Origin of the sequence: Pseudomonas sp. B21-017 (assembly GCF_024749245.1) — a bacterium.
Taxonomy (GTDB): domain Bacteria; phylum Pseudomonadota; class Gammaproteobacteria; order Pseudomonadales; family Pseudomonadaceae; genus Aquipseudomonas.
This window is the reverse complement of the sequence record NZ_CP087194.1, coordinates 379640-400094: the sequence shown is the minus strand read 5'-3', so window position 1 is coordinate 400094 and position 20455 is coordinate 379640. Positions and strand designations below refer to the sequence as shown.

Here is a 20455-nt window from a genome sequence, read left to right as displayed (position 1 = left end):
GCACTGACTAATGTTTGGTATCAGCTTCTCTGAACTGCTGCTCGTCGGCCTCGTCGCCCTGCTGGTACTGGGCCCCGAGCGCCTGCCGGGTGCTGCGCGCACCGCTGGCCTGTGGGTCGGGCGGCTGAAGCGCAGCTTCAACGCGATCAAACAGGAAGTTGAACGTGAAATCGGTGCCGACGAGATTCGCCGGCAACTGCACAACGAGCACATTCTGTCCCTGGAGCAGGAGGCGCGGAAGATTTTCACGCCGACTCAGCAGGAGCCAACTCCGGTGGAACCTGTGGCGACGCCGACGATTCATGCGCCGACAGCTGAAGTCACGCCGGCGGTTGCAGCTGCTGAACCTGCACCTGCTACTCCAGTAGAACCTGTTGCTCCTGCCGCCGCGCCGACAACGCCGGCGCCTCATGACCCAACATTGCCGCCGCGAGCCCCATGAGCGATCTCCCCGAAAACGACCAGCACATGCCACTGGTCTCGCACCTCACCGAGTTGCGCACCCGTCTGCTGCGCTGTGTAGCGGCGATTTTCATTATCTTCGCCGGGTTGTTCGCCTTCACCCAGCAGATCTACACCTTCGTCTCCACGCCGCTGCGCCAGTACCTGCCGGCCGGCGCGACGATGATCGCCACCGACGTGTCGTCGCCGTTCCTGACGCCGCTGAAGCTGACCATGATGGTCTCGCTGTTCCTGGCAATCCCGGTGATCCTGCATCAGATCTGGGGTTTCATCGCGCCAGGCCTGTACAAGCATGAGAAGCGCATCGCCGTGCCGTTGCTGGTCTCCAGCATCCTGCTGTTCTACACCGGCATGGCCTTCGCCTATTTCCTCGTGTTCCCGCTGATCTTCAAGTTCTTCGCCGCCGCCACCCCGGCCGGCGTGGAAATGATGACCGACATCACCAGCTACCTCGATTTCGTCATGACGCTGTTCTTCGCCTTCGGCGTGGCGTTCGAGATCCCGGTGGCCGTGGTGCTGCTGGTGTGGATCGGCGTGGTCAACGTCGCCTACCTGAAGAAAATCCGCCCGTATGTGGTCATCGGCTGCTTCGTGGTCGGCATGATCCTGACGCCGCCGGACATCTTCTCGCAGACGCTGTTGGCCGTACCAATGTGGTTGCTGTTCGAGATCGGCGTCCTGTTCGGCGGCCTGATCAGCAAGCGCGGCGAGCACCCGGACGAAAAGCCGGCTGACGATCACAACGACCAGCCGCCAGCGACCCAAGCGTGAACCTGCTGCTCCTCGAGGAGGCCGATTTCATTGCGGCCGACCGGGTGATCCTGCGCGATCGCCGCTTGACTCATATGCAGGAAGTCCACCGCTGCGAAGTGGGTGACAGCATGCGCGTCGGGCGTATCGGTGGGCTGATGGGCGCCGCCGAAGTGCTGCGCCTGGACGCCGACGAAGCGGAGTTGCGCGTCACCCTCGACCAGCCGCCGCCAGCCAAGCTGCCACTGACCCTGGTGTTGGCCCTGCCACGCCCGAAAATGCTCCGCAGGGTGTTTCAGACCGTGGCCGCCATGGGTGTGCCACGAATCGTTCTGGTAAACAGCTATCGCGTCGAGAAGAGCTTCTGGCAAACCCCGTTCCTGGAACCTGAGGCGATTCGCGAACAATTGATCCTGGGGCTTGAACAAGCCCGGGACAGCGTGCTGCCGGAAGTCGTCATCGAGAAGCGCTTCAAACCTTTTGTCGAAGATCGCCTGCCAGCAATCACTGAAGGCACTCTCGGCCTGGTCGGTCATCCCGGCAATTACCCGCCCTGCCCCCGTGGCCTGGACGAACCCGTGACCCTGGCCATCGGCCCCGAAGGCGGCTGGATTCCTTACGAAATCGACCTGCTGGCCAAGGCCGGCCTGCAACCGGTGCAGCTCGGCGAGCGCATCCTGCGGGTCGAAACAGCGGTCACTGCACTGCTCTCGCGTTTGTTCTGACCCAGACACTTACCCTTGCCACAGGTGTTTGCTCACCTACAGGTTCCAGCCTGCCTGCCGATACAGTCCCCATAAAACCGAATAATGGTCCGAGGGGAGTTGCAGCATGTACCGTTGGCTAGCCGAGAAACTGGGGAACGTAAGCGTCAATCGCAAACTGGGTGTCGGCTTCGGTCTGGTGCTGCTTCTCACCTTGTTGATCACCTTCACCGGCTGGACCGGCCTGAGCGGTGTGATCAGCCGTGGCGACACGCTCGGGTTTATTTCCAGCCTCAATGAGCTGACCAAAGACCTGCGCCTCGCCCGTCTGGACTACGACATGCGCCGTGGCGAACAAGGACCGGGCGCCGTCAACGAGCTGATCGGCAAAATCGATGCTGGCCTGAAAACCGCCCGCACACTGATCGAACAACCTGACGACGTGGCATTGATCGACCAGCAAGTGGCCGCCATCAGCGAGTACAAACGCGCCTTCACCGATCTGACCCAGGCCACCGTCGCTCGCGAAGATGCTCGCAGCAAACTGGGCGCCACCGCCGATAACGCCGTGGCCCGCGTCGCTGAAGTCGAAAAATCCATGCTGCAGGGCGACAGCGTCGCTCAATTCAACAGCGTGATCGAACTGAGCAAGCTGATCCAGCAGGCGCGCTTCCAGGTCCGCGGCTACACCTACAGCGGCAAACCCGAGGCCGAGCAGCCAGCGCTGGACGCCATCGACAACGCCCTGAAAAACCTCGAAAGCCTGCCGTCCAAACTACCGGAGCAACACATCGCCAACCTGCAACAGGCGACCGACTCGCTCAAGGCCTATCGCGCGGCTGTCAGCCAGTTCCGCGACTCCCAGGTCGCCAGCGCTGCTGCCTTCAAACGCATGAGCGCCCAGGGCGACATTCTGTTCGACGTCAGCAAAAAGCTCACCACCTCGCAAACCGCAGTGCGTGACGCCGATACGGCGCATGCCAAGAATCTGCTGCTGATGGCCACCGTCCTGGCGTCGGCCTTTGGCCTGTTCGCGGCCTGGGCCATCACCCGGCAGATTGTCATTCCCCTGAGCCAGACCCTGAAAGTGGCCGAGCGTGTCGCCGCGGGCGACCTGAGCCACAACCTGATTTCCGAGCGCCAGGACGAACTGGGCCAGCTACAACGCGCCATGCAGAGTATGACCCTGGGCCTGCGGGAGCTGATCGGCGGCATCAGCGACGGCGTGACCCAAATCGCCAGCGCCGCTGAAGAACTGTCTGCCGTTACCGAGCAGACCAGCGCCGGGGTCAACAGTCAGAAGGTCGAAACCGATCAGGTGGCCACCGCCATGCACGAAATGACCGCCACCGTGCAGGAAGTCGCGCGCAATGCCGAGGAAGCGTCCGAAGCCGCCGTCGCCGCCGACCAGCAGGCCCGCGAGGGTGACAGGGTGGTCGGCGAAGCCATCGCCCAGATCGAGCGCCTGGCCCTCGAAGTCGGCAATTCCACTGCTGCCATGGGCGACCTGAAGCGCGAAAGCGACAAGATCGGCAGCGTGCTCGACGTGATCAAATCCGTGGCCCAGCAAACCAACCTGCTGGCGCTCAACGCCGCCATCGAAGCCGCTCGCGCCGGTGAAGCCGGGCGTGGCTTTGCGGTGGTCGCCGACGAAGTCCGCAGCCTGGCCCAGCGTACCCAGAAGTCCACCGAAGAAATCGAAGAGCTGATCGTCGGCCTGCAAACCGGCACTCAGCAAGTCGCGACCATCATGGACAACAGCCGCAACCTGACCGACAGCAGCGTCGAACTGACCCGCCGTGCCGGTGACTCACTGGAAAGCATCACCCGTACCGTGTCGGCGATCCAGTCGATGAACCAGCAGATCGCCGCTGCCGCCGAGCAACAGAGCGCGGTGGCCGAAGAGATCAACCGCAGCGTGCTGAACGTGCGTGACGTGTCCGAGCAGACCTCGGCCGCGAGTGAAGAGACCGCGGCCTCCAGCGTCGAGCTGGCGCGGTTGGGGACGCATTTGCAGATGCTGGTGGGCAGGTTCAAGGTTTAACCCACACAAAGCAAAAAGATCGCAGCCTTCGGCAGCCTGCAGGAGCTGCCGAAGGCTGCGATCTTTTTTGGGCAATGCGGTTACAAAACCTGGCGCAAAAATGCCTGCGCACGGGGATCCTTCGGTGCATCGAAGAACTCGGCCGGTGAGGCGTCTTCCAGCAATTTGCCGTGATCGAAGAACAGCACCCGGTCCGCCACTTCCCGGGCGAAGCCCATTTCGTGGGTGACGCAAACCATGGTCATGCCTTCCACGGCCAGGGTCTTCATCACATCCAGCACTTCACCGACCATTTCCGGGTCGAGCGCCGACGTCGGCTCATCGAACAGCATGACCTTCGGCTCCATCGCCAACGCCCGAGCGATGGCCACGCGCTGCTGCTGACCACCGGACAGGCGCGATGGAAACTCGTGGGCCTTCTGAGCGATACCGACCTTTTCCAGCAACACCATGGCCTTGGCCTCGCGCTCCTTCTTGCCGCGCTTGCGCACGACTTTCTGGGCCAGGCAGAGGTTTTCCAGCACGGTCATGTGCGGGAACAGGTTGAAATGCTGAAACACCATGCCGACTTCGCGGCGGTAGGCGTTGACGTCGGTTTTCGGGTCGGCCAGTTGCAGACCGTCGATGCTCACCGAACCGGAGTCGAACGCTTCCAGGCCATTCAGGCAGCGCAGAAAGGTCGACTTGCCGGAACCGGACGGGCCGATCACCACCAATACTTCGCCCTTCGCCACTTGGGTGGTGACGTTGTCCACCGCGCGAACCACCTGGCCGCGGGTGTCGAAGACTTTTATCAGATCGCGGACTTCAATCACTTTGCGCGAGCCTCCGCTCAAGCCGACTGGCGATTTTCGACAGCGGCAGGTTGATCAACAGGTACAACCCGGCCACGCAGAACAGGATTTCGAACGGCGAGAACGAGGTAGTGATGACTTCACGACCGCTTTTCAACAGTTCGGTAATCGCGATCACCGACACCAGCGAGGTGTCCTTGACCAGACTGATGAACTGCCCGGCCAGCGGTGGCAGCACGCGCTTGAACGCTTGTGGCAGCACCACGTGGCGCATCGACTGGCCACCGCTCAAACCGAGGGAGCGCGCCGCTTCGTTCTGGCCGCGTGCAATCGATTGCACGCCAGAGCGGATGATCTCCGCCACGTAGGCGCCGGTGAACAGCGACAGCGCGGCGATCCCGGCGAACTCCCGGGAGAGGTTCATCACGGTGCCGATGAAGAAGTAGAAAATGAAAATCTGCACCAGCAGCGGCGTACCGCGCACCAGCTCGACGTAGATCGTCGAGAGGTCGCGCAGGGTCGGGTTGTTCGACAGGCGGCACAGCCCGGTGGCCAGGCCGATCAGCAGGCCAAGCACGCCAGACACCAGGGACAACCACAACGTGGTCCAGAGCCCCCATAGCAGCGGGCCGGCGGCCCAATGCCGGGTCACGCCGATCACATCGCCTTCGGCCACATCATCGCCTTGCGCGACTTGCAGGCTGTTGTCGTCAACCGTCAGGTGCTGCTCATCCCCTGCATCATTGCGCAGGGTGACTTCAGCCTTGCTGCCCTTGCGCACCAGCTCACTGACGGTGGAGATGTCGGCCGCGCGCTGGGACTCTTCGGCGTGGTAGGCGAAGTACTGCGGCACACGGTTCCAGCGCCATTCGTAGGACATCAGCGAGGTGGCGTAGTACAACGCGCCAGCCAGACCGATCAGCACCAGCACGGTTAATACGTGCCAGGGCCATTGGGCTTTTTTCTGTTTCATTTAAAGGCAAATCCATAACGATCAGGGCGCCCGCTCCCTCTGTGGCGAGGGAGCTTGCTCCCGCTGGGTTGCGCAGCAACCCTGAAATCGGCCACCGCGCAACGTCGGGTAAAACGAGTCAATCGATTTACGACTGCTTCGCAGTCGGACGGGAGCAAGCTCCCTCGCCACAAAGGCGGTGTTATTCCATGTCCTTGAGCCAGGCGGTGTCTTTAAACCACTTGTCATGGATGCGATCGTAGGTGCCGTCTTCGTGGATCTGGTGCAGGAAGTTGTTGATGAAGTTGAGGCTGTCGTAGTCGCCCTTCTTCAGGCCGAAAGCCAGGGGTTCATAGGTGAACGGCTTGTCGAGGAACAGCAGTTTGCCGTTGCCGACCTTGTTCACCGCCACGACGTTGTAAGGCGCGTCGTAGATGAAGGCGTCAGCCTTGCCGTTGACCACGTCGAGCACCGCTTCCTGCTCATTGTCGTAGCCGTGGTACTTGGCTTTGGAAATGAGTTTTTTGGCGACCATCTCGCCGGTGGTGCCGAGCTTGGAGGTGATGCGGTAGTCGGCGGTATTCAGGTCTTTATAGGACTTGATGGTGCCTTCCAGCTCCTTGCGGATCAGCAGTGTCTGGCCGACCACGATGAAGGGCTCGCTGAAGTTCAGGCGCAGGTTGCGTTCCTGGGTCAGGGTCATGCCACTGCCGATCATGTCGAACTTGTCGGTCAGCAGGGCCGGGATGATGCCGTCGTAGCCGGTGGATACCATTTCCAGCTTGACGCCCATGGCCTTGGCCATGGCTTTGAGGATGTCGACTTCGAAGCCGATGATTTCGCCGCGCTTGTTGGTCATTTCGAACGGCATGTAGGTCGGGTCCATGCCGACTTTCAGCGTGCCGCGCTTGACCGCGTCATCGATGGCACCGGCCTGCGCCGCGCTGACTGCAACCAATGCCGTGACGCCGACCAGCAGCATCGACAGATACTTCTTCATCTTCAAGTCCCCAAAACCCATCGCATTGTGAGGCACGCAAACCGCAGGTTTCCTTTGGGAAACCGGCAGATACGAACAGAAAGTTGTCCGGGCGCACCAATTCGGGGACGGATGCTAACGCACTCGGCCGTTTGCACAAGGGGTTGAGGGAGATTTGTTTGATCGTTCCCACGCAGAACACGGGAGCGATCATCAGCACAAAAAAAAACCCCGCTTTCGCGGGGTTTTTCATTATGCCAACTGAGGCTGCACGCTCAACGGCTTGAGCGGCAACAGCGGCGCATGCGGATCGGCATCCACCGAAGTGCGCCAGGCCTGCAGCCACTCGGCATGGCCTTCGCTCCAGACCTGCTCATGCAAGCGACCCAGTGCCACCGGATCACTCAGCAGGGCCACGCGCTCGTTGTTGGTCAGCCCTTCAGGCCCGACCTTCATCGCATGGCGAACCCGCTCGATGCGCAGCCATTCGATCGGCTCGGCCTGACGGTGACGAGACGTCGCCAGCGCACACGCCAACGCGTTCTGCTGTGGATCGACCACCGACCGGACGAAGCCGTCGTGCAGTGCATGCCAGCGGTTTTCGTGGGTGTACTGATCGGTCGCCAGCAATGCCTGCGGCGGATTGTATTCCTCAGGAATCAGGAACAGGCTCTCGTCACGGGACTTCAGGCCCAGGCCGACACGACTGGAGATCACCGACACCGGAATCGACAGCATCAGCGAACCGACGATCGGCACCAGCCACCAGAGGAAGCTCGGGTTCAGCCAGATCACCAGCAACGCCCAGAAGAAACCCAGCAAGGTTTGCGGACCGTGGCGCTTGACCGCTTCGCTCCACGGCGTGGAGTCGTCGTCACGTTGCGGCGAGTTCCAGGTCGCGGCCCAGCCGAGGAACGCGGCGAGCACGAAACGGGTGTGGAAAATCATCCGCACCGGCGCCAGCAGCATGGAGAACAACATTTCCAGCAGCATCGACAGCGTCACCTTGAACCTGCCACCGAACTCTTTCGCGCCTTTGGCCCAGATCAGGATGATGCTCAGCAGCTTCGGCAGGAACAGCAGCACGATAGTCGTCGAGAACAGTGCGATCGCCTTGTCCGGGTGCCATTGTGGCCACAGCGGATAGAGCTGGCGCGGTTCCAGGAAGTACTGCGGCTCCATCAGCGTGTTGGTCGCCAGCAGGGCTGTCGACAGCACGAGGAAGAAGAACCACAACGGCGCCGACAAGTAAGACATCACGCCTGTCAGGAACACCGCACGGTGTACCGGGTGCATGCCCTTGACCAGGAATAGCCGGAAGTTCATCAGGTTGCCGTGGCACCAGCGACGGTCACGCTTGAGTTCGTCCAGCAGGTTCGGTGGCAGTTCTTCGTAGCTGCCCGGCAAGTCATAGGCAATCCACACGCCCCAGCCGGCACGGCGCATCAGCGCCGCTTCAACGAAGTCGTGGGACAGAATCGCACCGGCGAACGCGCCTTTACCGGGCAACGGCGCCAGGGCGCAGTGCTCGATGAACGGCTTCATGCGGATGATCGCGTTGTGGCCCCAGTAGTGGGATTCGCCCAACTGCCAGAAGTGCAGGCCAGCGGTGAACAGTGGACCGTACACACGGGTGGCGAACTGCTGCATACGCGCATAAAGGGTGTCCATGCCCGACGCACGCGGCGCGGTCTGGATGATCCCGGCGTCCGGCGTGGCTTCCATCAGGCGCACCAGGCTGCTCAGGCATTCGCCACTCATTACGCTGTCGGCGTCGAGCACGACCATGTATTTGTAGTCACCGCCCCAACGACGGCAGAAGTCGTCGAGGTTGCCGCTTTTACGTTTTACGCGACGACGACGGCGGCGGTAGAAGATCTTGCCGAAGCCCTTGGCTTCACGGCAGACGTCCAGCCAGGCCTGCTGTTCGGCGACGCAGATATCGGCGTCGTTACTGTCGCTGAGCACGAAAAAGTCGAAACGATCCAGGTTACCCGAGGCTGCAACCGACTCGAAGGTCGCCCGCAAACCGGCGAACACCCGCGGCACGTCTTCGTTGCAGATCGGCATCACCAATGCGGTGCGTGCGTCCTTGGCGATCGGCTCGTTGCCGGCGCTGGCGCCGGAAATGCGGTACTTGTCGCGACCGGTGATCAACTCGAGGAAGCCCATCAGCGCGGTCCAGAAACCGGCCGACACCCAACAGAACAGAATCCCGAACAGAATCAGGATGCTGGTTTGCAACACGTAAGGCAGCACCTGGGCCGCAGTTTGCAGCAGCGGTTGGTGCAGGACTTCTTCCAGATCGACGAACGACCAGCCCTGGTACGGCATGATGCCTTTCATGTACCAGCCGGCGACGATCGTCTGACCAAGCATCAGCACCAACAGAATGTAACGACGGATCGAACCGACGGTGCGCCAGCGAGCTGCTGGCAACACGTTCTCGTCTTTCGGCGGCTTCGGCGGGTTGGTGCGACCGGTCAGCCGACGCCAGCCACGCACCAGGATATTGGTGCGCCATGGCTCCGGAACGACTTTGGTCCGACGGATCGGCGGGGCTGCCTTGAGGCAAACCCGACCACTGGCGTCGAGTCCCAACATTTGCGCATCCGCCAGCTCTTCGGCGGTGTTCAGGGTCAGGCGCCGCCCGACCGACGCCTGGGCGGCATCGGTTGGCGCGTCGAACGCCTGGGACGACAGACGTTCGTGCAACTCACTGAAAGACTTGCAGCCCGCGAGTTCCGCGCGCTGCTCGTCGGTCATCGGCAAATGCGCCAGGTACTCGGCAAGCGTTTGTGGCTGTACTTGTGAATTACTCATCGGCAGGCAACTGATAGCTCCAGGTCTCGGTCAGGACTTGTTCAGTCGGTGCCGATTCCGGTGTGGCAGGGGCCGCTTCGGCAGCGACAGGCTGCTTGGCGTCTTTGTTGTCCTTGTCCTTGGTGTCCTTGACTTGCTGGGCTTGCGCTTCAGCTTGCTTGGCCTCCTTGTCCTTCTTCTCCTGCTGCTTGGCGGCGATCTTGTCGGCCTTGGCAACGGAAGAGCTGGACGCTGGCGCCGTGGTCTTGATCGTCTCGGCCGGCGTGATGGTCTTGACCAGTGCTGCACGCATTTCAGTGGACTTGCCCGGATCCTTGATCTTCATCCGCAGGGTCAGGCGCCAGCCCTTGGTTTCAGGGTTGTAACGGACACTGTTCTCGACCAGTTCCGCGTTGTCGCCAACGCTAACCTGGCTGCGTACTTCAGCATCTTCTGGCAAGTCTTGCAGGGACGGACCTTGGAAATCCACCAGGTAGGCCACGCTGCCGTCCGGCTGACGAATCAGGTTCGACTGCTTCACGTCACCCGTGGAACGCAGGGTCTGTTGAACCCAGGCGCTGTCCGCCGAATGCAGGGCGGCTTCGTCGATGGTCCAGTGCATGCGATAGGCGACGTCCAGGGGTTGGCCAGGCTCTGGCAGTTTTTCCGGACTCCAGAAAGCAACGATATTGTCGTTGGTTTCGTCAGCGGTAGGAATCTCCACCAGATCGACGGAGCCCTTGCCCCAATCGCCTTTCGGCTCGATCCAGGCACTTGGGCGCTTGTCGTAGCGGTCATCGAGGTCTTCGTAGTGGCTGAAGTCACGGCCACGTTGCAGCAAGCCGAAACCGCGCGGGTTCTCGATCGAGAAGTTGCTCACGGCCAGGTGTTTCGGGTTGTTCAATGGGCGCCAGATCCATTCGCCGTTGCCGGCATGGATCGACAGACCGCTGGAGTCGTGCAGTTCGCGACGGTAGTTCAGCACTTTCGACGGCTGGTTGGCGCCGAACAGGAACATGCTGGTCAGCGGCGCAACGCCAAGTTTGGTGACCTTGTCACGCAGGAACATCTTGGCCTTGACGTCGACGACCGTGTCGCTGCCCGGACGCAGGGTCAGGCGATAGGCACCAGTGGCGCGCGGCGAATCCAGCAGGGCGAAGATCACCAGGTGCTTGTCGCCCGGCTTCGGCTGCTGAATCCAGAACTCGGTGAAACGCGGGAACTCTTCGCCGGACGGCAAGGCGGTATCGATGGCCATGCCGCGAGCGGACAAGCCATAGGTGTGGCCCTTGCCGACGACGCGGAAGTAACTCGCGCCGAGCATGGTCATGATTTCGTCTTGCTTGTCGGCCTTGTTGATCGGGTAGAGCACACGGAAACCGGCATAACCCAGCTGCTCGGTGGCTTTAGGATCGAACTTCATATCGCCGAAATCGAAACGACTTGGGTCGTATTTGATCTCTTCGACGGTGTTGGCCGTGATTTCGTTGATTTTCACCGGCGTATCGAAGTGCATGCCCTGGTGATAGAACGACAGCTTGAATGGGGTTTTCTGGTTAGCCCACTCGGCTTTTTCGGTGAGGAAGCGGATTTTTTGATAATCCGCGAATTTCATTTCACGAAATTCATTCGGCAGGTTACTGCGCGGGGCTTCGTATTTTTGCCCGGCCAGCTCTTTTGCCTTGACCGATACGTCATCCAGATTGAATGCCCAAAGCTGGCCGGCGCTGAACAGGCAGAGCAGTGCAGAGCCCGCTACCAGAGCATTTCGAAACCGTTTGGCAGACAATTTTGGTGCATTACAGGGACTAACAATCACGAGCAACCCTCGCCGAAAACAGATCAAAAAACCAACGGCCAGTTAAAGTGCCAGCACGGTGTACGGTGGAAAAAACCGACCCTGCGGACCACTCTTGCCAAGTTGGCGAGCATTGTTCCGACTCCCATGGGGCAAAATGATTCCCCAACAGGCCGCGGACAAGTCTCTACCTAAGTCAAAATGGACCAACGAACGCTGATCCCCGTAGCGCGCGATTATCTAGTAGGCCGCGTTACAACGCATCAGGGGGAAGCAAGTATTTATCGGGAAAAGCCTCTGTTTTCAGCCGAAATGCCCTTAAAAACATGTTTCAAGCGCTTTCACGTCTGTAACAGGAAGGTTACCGGGCCATCATTGACCAGGTGCACCTGCATATCCGCGCCGAATCTACCTGATGCCACAGTGCCATGCACCTGTTTCGCTTTGCCCAATAGATAGTCGAACAGCGCCTCGCCCAAGGCCGGGGGGGCTGCAGTCGAAAAACTCGGACGCAACCCGTTTTTGGTATCGGCGGCCAGGGTGAACTGCGAGACCAGCAACAACCCGCCGTCCACGTCAGCCAAGGACAGATTCATCTTGCCCTCGGCGTCACTGAATACTCGATAGTTAAGCAGTTTATGCAGAAGTTTGTCGGCGCTGGCCTGCGTGTCGTCGGGTTCGACCGCCACCAGCACCAGCAACCCCTGATCTATCGCACCAACCACCTCTCCCGCGACCTCGACTCGCGCGCCGCGCACGCGTTGCAGCAGGGCCTTCATGCTTCGTCAGGCGACAGGTCGAGCAAGCGACGGGCCATCTGATCGGCGGCGCGCACCAATGCATCGGTGATCCCCGGTTCGGACGCCGCATGGCCGGCGTCGCGGATCACCTGCAGTTCGCTGTTCGGCCAGGCTTGATGCAGTTCCCAGGCGTTGTCCAGCGGGCAGATCACGTCATAGCGACCATGGACGATGACGCCGGGCAAATGGGCGATCTTGCCCATGTCGCGGATCAGCTGATTCGGCTCAAGGAAAGCGTTGTTGGTGAAGTAGTGGCATTCGATGCGGGCGATGGACAACGCACGCTGGGGTTCGGAGAAACGATCGACCACCAGCGGGTTCGGACGCAAGGTCGCGGTGCGGCCTTCCCAGATGGACCAGGCTTTGGCCGCATGCATCTGGGCGATCTGGTCGTTGCCGACCAGGCGTTTGTGGAATGCCGTGAGCAAGTCGTCGCGCTCGTCCAGCGGGATCGGCGCGATGTAGTCCTGCCAGTAATCGGGGAACAGGCGACTGGCGCCACACTGGTAGAACCACTCGATTTCCTGGGGACGGCAGAGAAAAATCCCGCGCAGAATCAGACCGTGCACGCGCTCCGGGTGGGTTTGCGCGTAAGCCAGGGCCAGAGTCGAACCCCAGGAACCGCCGAACAGCACCCATTTGTCGATGCCCAGGTGCTTGCGAATCCGCTCGAGATCGGCGACCAGATCCCAGGTGGTGTTGTTCTCAAGGCTGGCGTGGGGCGTGGAGCGACCGCAACCGCGCTGGTCGAAGGTGACGATGCGATACAGGTTCGGATCGAAATACCGGCGGCTCTGCGCATCACACCCGGCGCCAGGGCCGCCGTGAATGAACACTACCGGCAAACCTTCCGGTGAACCGCTTTCGTCGACATACAGCGTATGGGTTTTATCGACGGCCAGATCGTGCCGGGCGTGGGGTTTGATCTGCGGGTACAAAGTCTGCATTGCGCGCTCCGTAAGGGGTCGAGGTCATCCCTGTAGGGACTTCTATTATTCTGCCGTCCGGCATCATAAACCCGAATTACTTCAATGAGCATGCCCCTTGCAGCGTCAGCGCTTGTCAGCCCGTCTTGTCAGCCAAATAGCCGAGCAGGGTTTCATAGAGTCGGTCGACCTCGGCAACCTGCCCCCGCGCCCGCAAGCACCCGTGAACCAGCCCCTGACCGTAATAAAGCATTGCGCTCACGCCGGCGGTGTTGAGTCGCCCGGCGTAAAGCACGCCGTCATCGCGTAGCGGATCGAACTGCGCCACAGCGATCAGCGCCGGCGGCAGGCCGCTGAAGTCGGCGGCGAGCAAGGGCATCGCATAGGCCGTTGGCTGACGGACACCACCCAGGTACAGCGTGTGATAACAATCCAGATCGCTGCTGCTGAGCAATGGCGCGTCGGCGCATTCGCCGCGTGATGGCAACCGGTGATCACCGCCCAGGCCCGGATAGATCAGCACCTGCGCACAAGGCGCCGGTTCGCCGGCATCGCGCAAGGCCAGACACAGCGCAGCGGCAAGGTTGCCGCCAGCGCTGTCGCCGGCCACCAGCGTCCGCGCCGGGTCGAGCTGAAACGGCCCCGTGCGCAACGCACGCCAGACACTCAGGCAGTCATCGAACGCCGCTGGAAACGGATGCTCCGGCGCCAGCCGATAATCGACGGCGATCACCAACACACCGAGCACCGATGCCAGTTCGGCGCAGATGAAGTCGTGGGAGTCCAGATCCCCCACCACCCAACCGCCGCCATGCAGATACACAATGCAGGGCCAACCGTTGGTCGGCGGCGGAACCGGCGGTTGCCAGGCGCGCACCGCCACTCCCGCCAACTCGAGATCGACCACCTCAAGCCCCGCGGGATGTGGCGGGGTAAACGCCCGGCACATCTCGCTGTAGGCCTGACGCATACCGGCGAGGCTGCTGTCGGTGCTGTTGAAGCTGAGGGTTTTCTCGACGAAAGCCGCCATATGTTCAGAGAGTGGATACGCGGCCATCAGGGTTTCAAACTGGCCTGAACGGTTGCCACGCCATCCTTGCCATCGAAACTGCTGACACCCGCCAGCCAGCGCTGAAGGTCTTCGGGATGATCACGCAGCCACTGTTTGGCGACATCCTGCGGCGTCTTGCGCTCCATGATCGGCACCATCAACTGGCTTTCCTGGGCAGCGGTGAAGGTCAGGTTTTCCAATAGACGGTTCACGTTCGGGCAACGCTCGGCATAGTCCGGCGCGGTCACGGTGGAAACGGTCGCCGCGCCTTCGTTCGGGCCATAGACGTCTTCGCTGCCGGTCAGGTAGGCGATGTTCATGTTGATGTTCATCGGATGCGGGGTCCAGCCGACGAACACCACGAACTCCTTGCGATTGACCGCCCGCTGCACGGCGGCGAGCATCCCGGCCTCACCGGACTCGATCAGCTTGAAGTCCTTCAAACCGAAGCGGTTGGTCTCGATCATGGTTTTGATGGTGGTGTTGGCGCCGCTGCCTGGCTCGATGCCGTAAATCTTGCCGCCCAACTGATCCTTGAACCTGGCGATGTCAGCGAAGGTTTTCAGGCCGGCGGCAGCGACGTAATCAGGTACGGCGAGCGTTGCCTGGGCGTCGGCCAGGCTCGGCTTGTCCATGACCTTCACTTGATTGGCAGCGACGAACGGGGCGATGTTCTTGTCCATCGCCGGTTTCCAGTAACCGAGGAAGATATCGAGGCGTTTGTCGCGGATGCCGGCGAAGATGATTTGCTGCACGGCGCTGGTTTGCTTGCTTTCATAGCCAAGGCCATTGAGCAGCACATCGGCCATGCCGCTGGTGGCAATGACGTCGGTCCAGTTGACCACGCCCATGCGCACGGCCTTGCAGGAAGCGGGGTCGTTGGCGAAAACGCTGGTGCTCAGAAGAGCAGTGCCGGTGAGGATTAACAGACAGCGGTTGAACAGTCGTTTCATCGGGAAGGCTCGCTCGGCAGCAGATTATTGTGGGCCCGGTGTCTTTGTGCACCGTGCCCACAACGTTACGCAGCGCCGAGTCGGCAAAAGTGACCTGTGGCGACCGTGTTTTGCACGGTGGCGACTGTCCTGATGCGTTACCAAGGCGAACACTAATCTGTGGCGAGGGAGCTTGCTCCCGCTGGGTTGCGAAGCTGCCCCCAAACCATTCAACCGAGTTTCATCAGATACGCCCGACCAACAGGGTTTACGACGGCTTCGCCGCCGAGCGGGACGGTGCGGCGATCCGACAAGCTCCCTCGCCACAAAGGCCTGTTCGCCACGGGGTTACGCGCTGTAATGCTTTTCGCCCCACGCCAACAACCCTTGCAGCAATTCCCGGAGCACCACTTGCGTCGGCTCGGCCAAATCCGGGCGATAACGGAACGGCTGGAACTCTTCCATATACGTACACTGGCCCAACTCCAGTTGCACGGCATGAATGTTCTCGGCCGGATTGCCATAATGCCGGGTGATGTGACCGCCCTTGAAGCGACCGTTCAGCACATGGCTGTAATCGGTGTGCTTCGCGCAGATCGCTTCCAGCTGTGTGGCCAACTGTGGATCGCAGCTGGCGCCATTGAAGGTGCCGAGGTTGAAGTCCGGCAGCTTGCCGTCGAACAGGTGCGGAATCACCGAACGGATCGAGTGCGCGTCGAACAGCAGCGCGTAGCCGAACTCGGCTTTCAGCCGCGCCAGCTCTTCCTGCAAGGTGCGGTGGTACGGCGTCCAGATCTGCTCCAGATACGTCGCCCGTTCCGCAGCCGACGGCTCCAGCCCTTCGCGGAACAACGGCACGCCATCGAACAGCGTCGCCGGATACAGACCGGTGGTGGCGCCGACATATAAAGGCTTGTCGTCGGACGGCCGGTTCAGGTCGATGACAAACCGCGAGTACTCGGCCGCCAGGGTGCTGGCGCCCAGTTCGGCAGCGAACTCATAAAGCCGTGGAATGTGCCAGTCAGTGTCCGGCAGGCTTTTCGCGTCGGGGATCAACCCCGCTTCCACCGTCGGGGTCAGGCGCAGGCCGGCGTGGGGCATGCTGATCAGCAGTGGCACGCGGCCTTGTTTGAAGTTCAGAACCTTATCCACAACCGCTCTCCTACAGATTTGATTCAACGCCGTGACGCACGACGCGTTTTTCCAGGTCGCCGCCCAGCCAGTACGACAGGTCGGCCGGACGATCGATTTGCCAGGCGACGAAGTCTGCGACCTTGCCGGCTTCCAGCGAACCGTGGGTTTGGCCCATGCCCAAGGCGGTGGCGGCATGAATAGTCGCGCCCGCCAGCGCCTCTTCCGGGGTCATGCGGAAGCAGGTGCAGGCCATGTTCAGCATCAAGCGCAACGACAACGCCGGCGAAGTGCCCGGGTTAAGGTCGCTGGCAATGGCGATTTTCACCCCGTGTTTGCGCAGGGCTTCCATCGGCGGCAATTGGGTTTCCCGCAAGAAGTAAAACGCGCCGGGCAGCAATACCGCGACGGTGCCGGACTTGGCCATGGCGATGGCGTCGGCTTCGGTCATGAATTCCAGATGATCGGCGGACAGTGCGTGGTAACGCGCCGCCAGGCTCGAACCGTGCAGCGATGACAATTGCTCGGCGTGCAGCTTCACCGGCAAGCCGAGGCTCTGCGCGGCGACGAACACCCGCTCGACCTGCTCTGGCGAAAACGCCAGGTATTCACAGAAAGCGTCTACCGCATCCACCAGCCCTTCGGCCGCCAGGGCCGGGAGCATTTCGCTGCATATGTGATCGATGTAGGCGTCGGCGCGGTCGGTGTATTCCGGCGGCAAGGCGTGGGCCGCCAGGCACGTGCTGCGCACGCTGACGGGTAGCTCGGCGCCGAGACGGCGGATCACCCGCAGGATCTTGCGTTCGCTGGCCAGGTCCAGGCCGTAGCCGGATTTCATTTCGACGGTGGTCACGCCATCACGCATCAGGCTTTTCAGACGCTTGGCGGCGCTGGCGAACAGTTCGTCTTCACTGGCGGCTCGGGTGGCGCGCACGGTGCTGGCAATGCCGCCGCCGGCAGCGGCGATTTCCGCGTAGCTGACGCCTTGCAGGCGCTGCTCGAATTCGCCGCTGCGGTTGCCGCCGAATACCGTATGGGTGTGGCAGTCGATCAGGCCCGGGGTGACCCAGGCCCCGCTCAAGTCATTGACCGCCGGGTACTCGCCGGCCGGCAGTTCGGCGCGTGGGCCGATCCACTCAATGTGCGCACCGGACGTCACGATGGCCGCATCCTCGATGATCGAGTAGACGCCTTGCGCCATGGTTGCGACGTGGCAGTGTTGCCAGAGCGTTTTCATCCTTGGCCTCCGTTAGGTTATCGATGAGAAAAAATGGGTTCCTGTTCCACCGGTACCGCCTTGCCTGCCGCCGGTTTGACCCACGTCAGGTAGGCCAGCACCAGCAACACAATCCAGACCACGCCGACGATCAACGCCGCCTGGGTATCCGGGAAATAACCCAGCACGCCGAAGATGAACAGCATGAAGGCAATCGCCGCCATCGGCGCATAGGGCCAGAACGGCACCGGGAATTTCAATTGTGCGACCTGCTCGGCACTCATGGAGCGACGCATGGCCACCTGGGTGAACAGAATCATCAGCCAGACCCACACCGTGGCAAAGGTCGCGATGGAGGCGATCAGCAGAAACACGTTTTCCGGGATCAGGTAGTTCAGCAACACACCCAGCAGCAGCGCGCAGCTCATCACCATCACCGTCAGCCACGGCACGCCATTGCGCGACAAGCGAGCGAAGCCTTTCGGTGCGTGCCCTTGCTGAGCCAGGCCATACATCATGCGGCCCGCGCCGAAGATGTCACTGTTGATGGCCGACACCGCCGCCGAGATCACCACGATGTTGAGGATGGTCGCCGCCGAGCTGATCCCCAGGTTGTCGAAAATCTGCACGAACGGGCTGCCTTGGCTGCCGATCTGCTGCCACGGGAAGATCGACATCAGCACCAGCATCGTCAGCACGTAGAACAGCAGGATTCGCAACGGTACGGCATTGATCGCGCGAGGCAGCACATGCTGCGGGTCTTTGGCTTCACCGGCGGTAACGCCGATGATTTCAATACCACCAAAGGCAAACATCACCACCGCAAACGAGGCGATCAAGCCGCCCACGCCATTGGGCATGAAGCCACCCTGGGTCCAGAGGTTGCTGATATCGGTCGCCTGGGCACCGGGCGCATTGCTGATGCCGAACAGCATGATGCCGAAACCACCGAGGATCATCGCGACGATGGCCGCGACCTTGAGCAGCGACAACCAGAACTCCATTTCGCCGAAGACTTTGACGTTGCACAGGTTCAAGCCGCCGACCACCGAAACGATGCCCAGCACCCAGATCCAGCGGGAGACTTCCGGAAACCAGAACCCCATGTAAATGCCGAATGCGGTCACGTCGGCCATACCGACGATGACCATTTCAAATGCGTAGGTCCAACCGAGGATAAAGCCCGCCATTGGCCCCAGATAGGTGCTGGCGTACTGGCCGAATGAACCGGCCACCGGGTTATGCACCGCCATCTCGCCAAGGGCGCGCATGACCATGAACACCGCCGCGCCACCGATCAGGTAAGCGAGCAGGACCGCGGGGCCGGCCATTTGAATGGCCGAGGCAGAACCGTAAAACAGCCCGGTGCCGATCGCCGACCCCAGTGCCATGAAGCGAATATGTCGGGCAGAGAGCCCGCGTTTCAAACCTTTTGCTGGCTGTTGCATCTCTCGTCCTTAATTATTCTTATTCGACGCTAAATGATCGTTCCCACGCTCCGCGTGGGAACGATCATCAGGGAAGGAGCTATTACAGGCTAGGCAACAACTTCGCCGTCACCAGGCCATTCAGGCAACGCGTCGCCAACAACTCACTGGCCGCATTGATGTCCGGCGCAAAGAAGCGGTCCTTCTCGTAGAACGGCACTTCAGCACGCAGGATCGCACGGGCTTTTTCCAGTTTTGGCGAGGTTTTCAGACCGTCGCGCAGATCCAGCCCCTGGGCCGCCGCCAACCATTCCACCGCGAGAATCCCGCGAGTGTTCTCGGCCATTTCCCACAGACGCTTGCCGGCAGCCGGCGCCATGGACACATGGTCTTCCTGGTTGGCGGAAGTCGGCAGGCTGTCCACCGAATGCGGATGGGACAGCGCCTTGTTCTCGCTGGCCAGTGCCGCAGCCGTTACTTGAGCGATCATGAAGCCGGAGTTCACGCCGCCATTGGCCACCAGGAACGGCGGCAGTTGCGACATGTGCTTGTCCATCATCAGCGAGATGCGGCGTTCACTCAGGGAGCCGATTTCGGCAATGGCCAGGGCCATGTTGTCGGCAGCCATGGCCACCGGCTCGGCGTGGAAATTACCGCCGGAGATCACGTCGCCTTCAGCCGCGAACACCAATGGGTTGTCCGATACGGCGTTGGCTTCGATGGCGAGCACTTCGGCGGCCTGACGGAACTGGGTCAGGCAGGCGCCCATGACTTGCGGCTGGCAGCGCAGGGAGTACGGATCCTGGACCTTTTCGCAGTTCTGGTGCGAGTCGGACACTTCACTGCGCTCACCCAGCAGATCGCGGTAAGCGGCAGCGGCGTCGATCTGGCCTTTCTGGCCGCGAGCGGCATGAATACGTGCGTCGAATGGCGAGCGCGAGCCCAGTACCGCTTCGACCGTCAGGCCGCCAAGGGCCAGTGCGCCGGCGAACAGATCTTCGCCTTCGAACAGGCCACGCAGGGCGTAGGCGGTGGACACCTGAGTGCCGTTGAGCAGCGCCAGGCCTTCTTTCGCTGCCAGGGTCAGCGGTGTCAGACCGGCGACTTTCAGCGCTTCGGTGGCGGGCAGCCATTCACCTTTGTAACGCGCCTTGCCTTCGCCCAGCAGCACCAGCGACATGTGCGCCAGCGGCGCCAGATCGCCGGATGCACCAACCGAACCTTTCAGAGGAATATGCGGGTAAACCTCGGCATTGATCAGCGCGATCAGTGCGTCGATCACCTGACGACGAATACCGGAGAAACCACGGCTCAGGCTGTTGACCTTGAGCACCATGACCAGCCGCACCAAGGCGTCGCTGATCGGTTCGCCGACACCGGCGGCGTGGGACAGCACCAGCGAGCGCTGGAGGTTTTCCAGGTCTTCGCTGGCGATGCGGGTCGAGGCCAGCAGGCCGAAACCGGTGTTGATGCCATACGCGGTGCGGTTCTCGGCGAGGATCTGTTCCACGCAGGCAACGCTGGCTTCGATTTGCGCCGAAGCGCTTTCGTCGAGGGTGATTTTGACCGGTTGCTGATACACATCACGCAGTTGGGCAAGGCTCAGTTGGCCGGGAATCAAATTAAGCGCAGTCACATTCATTCTCCTTTTGAGAGCATTTTTATTAACTAACCAGACGCTCCGGAG

17 protein-coding genes and 1 pseudogene are annotated in these 20455 nt (G+C 61.2%); 5 read left to right on the top strand and 13 right to left on the bottom strand.

Going from position 1 to position 20455, the window contains the following annotated elements:
* Positions 1–10: 10 nt before the first annotated feature.
* The 5 genes and pseudogenes from tatB to LOY28_RS29975 all read left to right on the top strand — a co-directional run bounded on the left by tatB (position 11) and on the right by LOY28_RS29975 (position 3960).
* On the top strand, positions 11–442 hold the full coding sequence (gene tatB / locus LOY28_RS01800) for a Sec-independent protein translocase protein TatB (protein WP_258612983.1): 432 nt from the start codon (positions 11–13) through the stop codon (positions 440–442).
* Positions 439–1233, top strand: coding sequence for a twin-arginine translocase subunit TatC (tatC, locus tag LOY28_RS01795; RefSeq protein WP_019581837.1), 795 nt, complete (start codon positions 439–441; stop codon positions 1231–1233). The genes tatB and tatC overlap by 4 nt, the downstream gene beginning before the upstream one ends.
* Complete coding sequence (locus LOY28_RS01790; protein WP_258612982.1) at positions 1230–1937, top strand: 16S rRNA (uracil(1498)-N(3))-methyltransferase; 708 nt, start codon at positions 1230–1232, stop codon at positions 1935–1937. Before tatC ends, LOY28_RS01790 begins: the two co-directional genes overlap by 4 nt.
* Positions 1938–2043: 106 nt before the next feature.
* Positions 2044–3102, top strand: a pseudogene (locus tag LOY28_RS29980) (methyl-accepting chemotaxis protein); the annotation flags it as partial.
* Entirely contained in the window at positions 3088–3960 is an 873-nt protein-coding gene (locus LOY28_RS29975) for a methyl-accepting chemotaxis protein (RefSeq protein ID WP_408981044.1), read from the top strand. The pseudogene LOY28_RS29980 and the gene LOY28_RS29975, both read left to right, overlap by 15 nt.
* Positions 3961–4040: 80 nt before the next feature.
* On the opposite strand, the gene LOY28_RS01780 is transcribed toward LOY28_RS29975, so the two are convergent.
* From LOY28_RS01780 to hutH, 13 genes are all read right to left on the bottom strand, one after another.
* On the bottom strand, positions 4041–4775 hold the full coding sequence (locus tag LOY28_RS01780) for an amino acid ABC transporter ATP-binding protein (protein WP_007936789.1): 735 nt from the start codon (positions 4773–4775) through the stop codon (positions 4041–4043).
* Positions 4768–5727 carry an amino acid ABC transporter permease gene (locus LOY28_RS01775; protein WP_018929168.1) on the bottom strand — a complete coding sequence of 320 codons (960 nt, stop codon included), beginning with the start codon at positions 5725–5727 and terminating at the stop codon, positions 4768–4770. The genes LOY28_RS01780 and LOY28_RS01775 overlap by 8 nt, the downstream gene beginning before the upstream one ends.
* A gap of 181 nt (positions 5728–5908) precedes the next feature.
* Positions 5909–6706 carry a transporter substrate-binding domain-containing protein gene (locus LOY28_RS01770; RefSeq protein WP_026286648.1) on the bottom strand — a complete coding sequence of 266 codons (798 nt, stop codon included), beginning with the start codon at positions 6704–6706 and terminating at the stop codon, positions 5909–5911.
* 231 nt (positions 6707–6937) lie between these two features.
* Positions 6938–9508, bottom strand: coding sequence for a glucans biosynthesis glucosyltransferase MdoH (gene mdoH / locus LOY28_RS01765; RefSeq protein ID WP_018929170.1), 2571 nt, complete (start codon positions 9506–9508; stop codon positions 6938–6940).
* Positions 9501–11306 carry a glucan biosynthesis protein G gene (locus tag LOY28_RS01760; protein ID WP_026286649.1) on the bottom strand — a complete coding sequence of 602 codons (1806 nt, stop codon included), beginning with the start codon at positions 11304–11306 and terminating at the stop codon, positions 9501–9503. The genes mdoH and LOY28_RS01760 overlap by 8 nt, the downstream gene beginning before the upstream one ends.
* 320 nt (positions 11307–11626) lie before the next feature.
* Entirely contained in the window at positions 11627–12064 is a 438-nt protein-coding gene (dtd, locus tag LOY28_RS01755) for a D-aminoacyl-tRNA deacylase (protein ID WP_018929172.1), read from the bottom strand.
* Positions 12061–13032, bottom strand: coding sequence for a prolyl aminopeptidase (gene pip / locus LOY28_RS01750; protein WP_018929173.1), 972 nt, complete (start codon positions 13030–13032; stop codon positions 12061–12063). Before pip ends, dtd begins: the two co-directional genes overlap by 4 nt.
* A gap of 115 nt (positions 13033–13147) precedes the next feature.
* Positions 13148–14068: an alpha/beta hydrolase gene (locus LOY28_RS01745; RefSeq protein ID WP_258612980.1), complete on the bottom strand. Its 921-nt coding sequence runs from the start codon at positions 14066–14068 to the stop codon at positions 13148–13150.
* Positions 14068–15015 carry a choline ABC transporter substrate-binding protein gene (locus LOY28_RS01740; RefSeq protein ID WP_258612979.1) on the bottom strand — a complete coding sequence of 316 codons (948 nt, stop codon included), beginning with the start codon at positions 15013–15015 and terminating at the stop codon, positions 14068–14070. The genes LOY28_RS01745 and LOY28_RS01740 overlap by 1 nt, the downstream gene beginning before the upstream one ends.
* A gap of 327 nt (positions 15016–15342) precedes the next feature.
* Positions 15343–16146 carry an N-formylglutamate deformylase gene (gene hutG, locus LOY28_RS01735; RefSeq protein ID WP_018929176.1) on the bottom strand — a complete coding sequence of 268 codons (804 nt, stop codon included), beginning with the start codon at positions 16144–16146 and terminating at the stop codon, positions 15343–15345.
* Between the two features lie 10 nt (positions 16147–16156).
* Entirely contained in the window at positions 16157–17362 is a 1206-nt protein-coding gene (gene hutI, locus LOY28_RS01730) for an imidazolonepropionase (RefSeq protein ID WP_258612978.1), read from the bottom strand.
* A gap of 17 nt (positions 17363–17379) precedes the next feature.
* Positions 17380–18789: an amino acid permease gene (locus tag LOY28_RS01725; RefSeq protein ID WP_018929178.1), complete on the bottom strand. Its 1410-nt coding sequence runs from the start codon at positions 18787–18789 to the stop codon at positions 17380–17382.
* Between the two features lie 82 nt (positions 18790–18871).
* Positions 18872–20410, bottom strand: coding sequence for a histidine ammonia-lyase (gene hutH / locus LOY28_RS01720; protein WP_018929179.1), 1539 nt, complete (start codon positions 20408–20410; stop codon positions 18872–18874).
* Positions 20411–20455 lie beyond the last annotated feature (45 nt).

Excerpts from the sequence above, each read along its gene's own strand:
- mdoH (WP_018929170.1), bottom strand. The coding sequence starts at position 9,508 with ATGAGTAATTCACAAGTACAGCCACAAACGCTTGCCGAGTACCTGGCG.
- LOY28_RS01740 (WP_258612979.1), bottom strand. The coding sequence starts at position 15,015 with ATGAAACGACTGTTCAACCGCTGTCTGTTAATCCTCACCGGCACTGCT.
- tatB (WP_258612983.1), top strand. The coding sequence starts at position 11 with ATGTTTGGTATCAGCTTCTCTGAACTGCTGCTCGTCGGCCTCGTCGCC.
- LOY28_RS29975 (WP_408981044.1), top strand. The coding sequence starts at position 3,088 with ATGCAGAGTATGACCCTGGGCCTGCGGGAGCTGATCGGCGGCATCAGC.
- hutH (WP_018929179.1), bottom strand. The coding sequence starts at position 20,410 with ATGAATGTGACTGCGCTTAATTTGATTCCCGGCCAACTGAGCCTTGCC.
- LOY28_RS01770 (WP_026286648.1), bottom strand. The coding sequence starts at position 6,706 with ATGAAGAAGTATCTGTCGATGCTGCTGGTCGGCGTCACGGCATTGGTT.
- pip (WP_018929173.1), bottom strand. The coding sequence starts at position 13,032 with ATGCAGACTTTGTACCCGCAGATCAAACCCCACGCCCGGCACGATCTG.
- tatC (WP_019581837.1), top strand. The coding sequence starts at position 439 with ATGAGCGATCTCCCCGAAAACGACCAGCACATGCCACTGGTCTCGCAC.
- LOY28_RS01775 (WP_018929168.1), bottom strand. The coding sequence starts at position 5,727 with ATGAAACAGAAAAAAGCCCAATGGCCCTGGCACGTATTAACCGTGCTG.
- LOY28_RS01745 (WP_258612980.1), bottom strand. The coding sequence starts at position 14,068 with ATGGCCGCGTATCCACTCTCTGAACATATGGCGGCTTTCGTCGAGAAA.
- hutI (WP_258612978.1), bottom strand. The coding sequence starts at position 17,362 with ATGAAAACGCTCTGGCAACACTGCCACGTCGCAACCATGGCGCAAGGC.
- LOY28_RS01725 (WP_018929178.1), bottom strand. The coding sequence starts at position 18,789 with ATGCAACAGCCAGCAAAAGGTTTGAAACGCGGGCTCTCTGCCCGACAT.
- dtd (WP_018929172.1), bottom strand. The coding sequence starts at position 12,064 with ATGAAGGCCCTGCTGCAACGCGTGCGCGGCGCGCGAGTCGAGGTCGCG.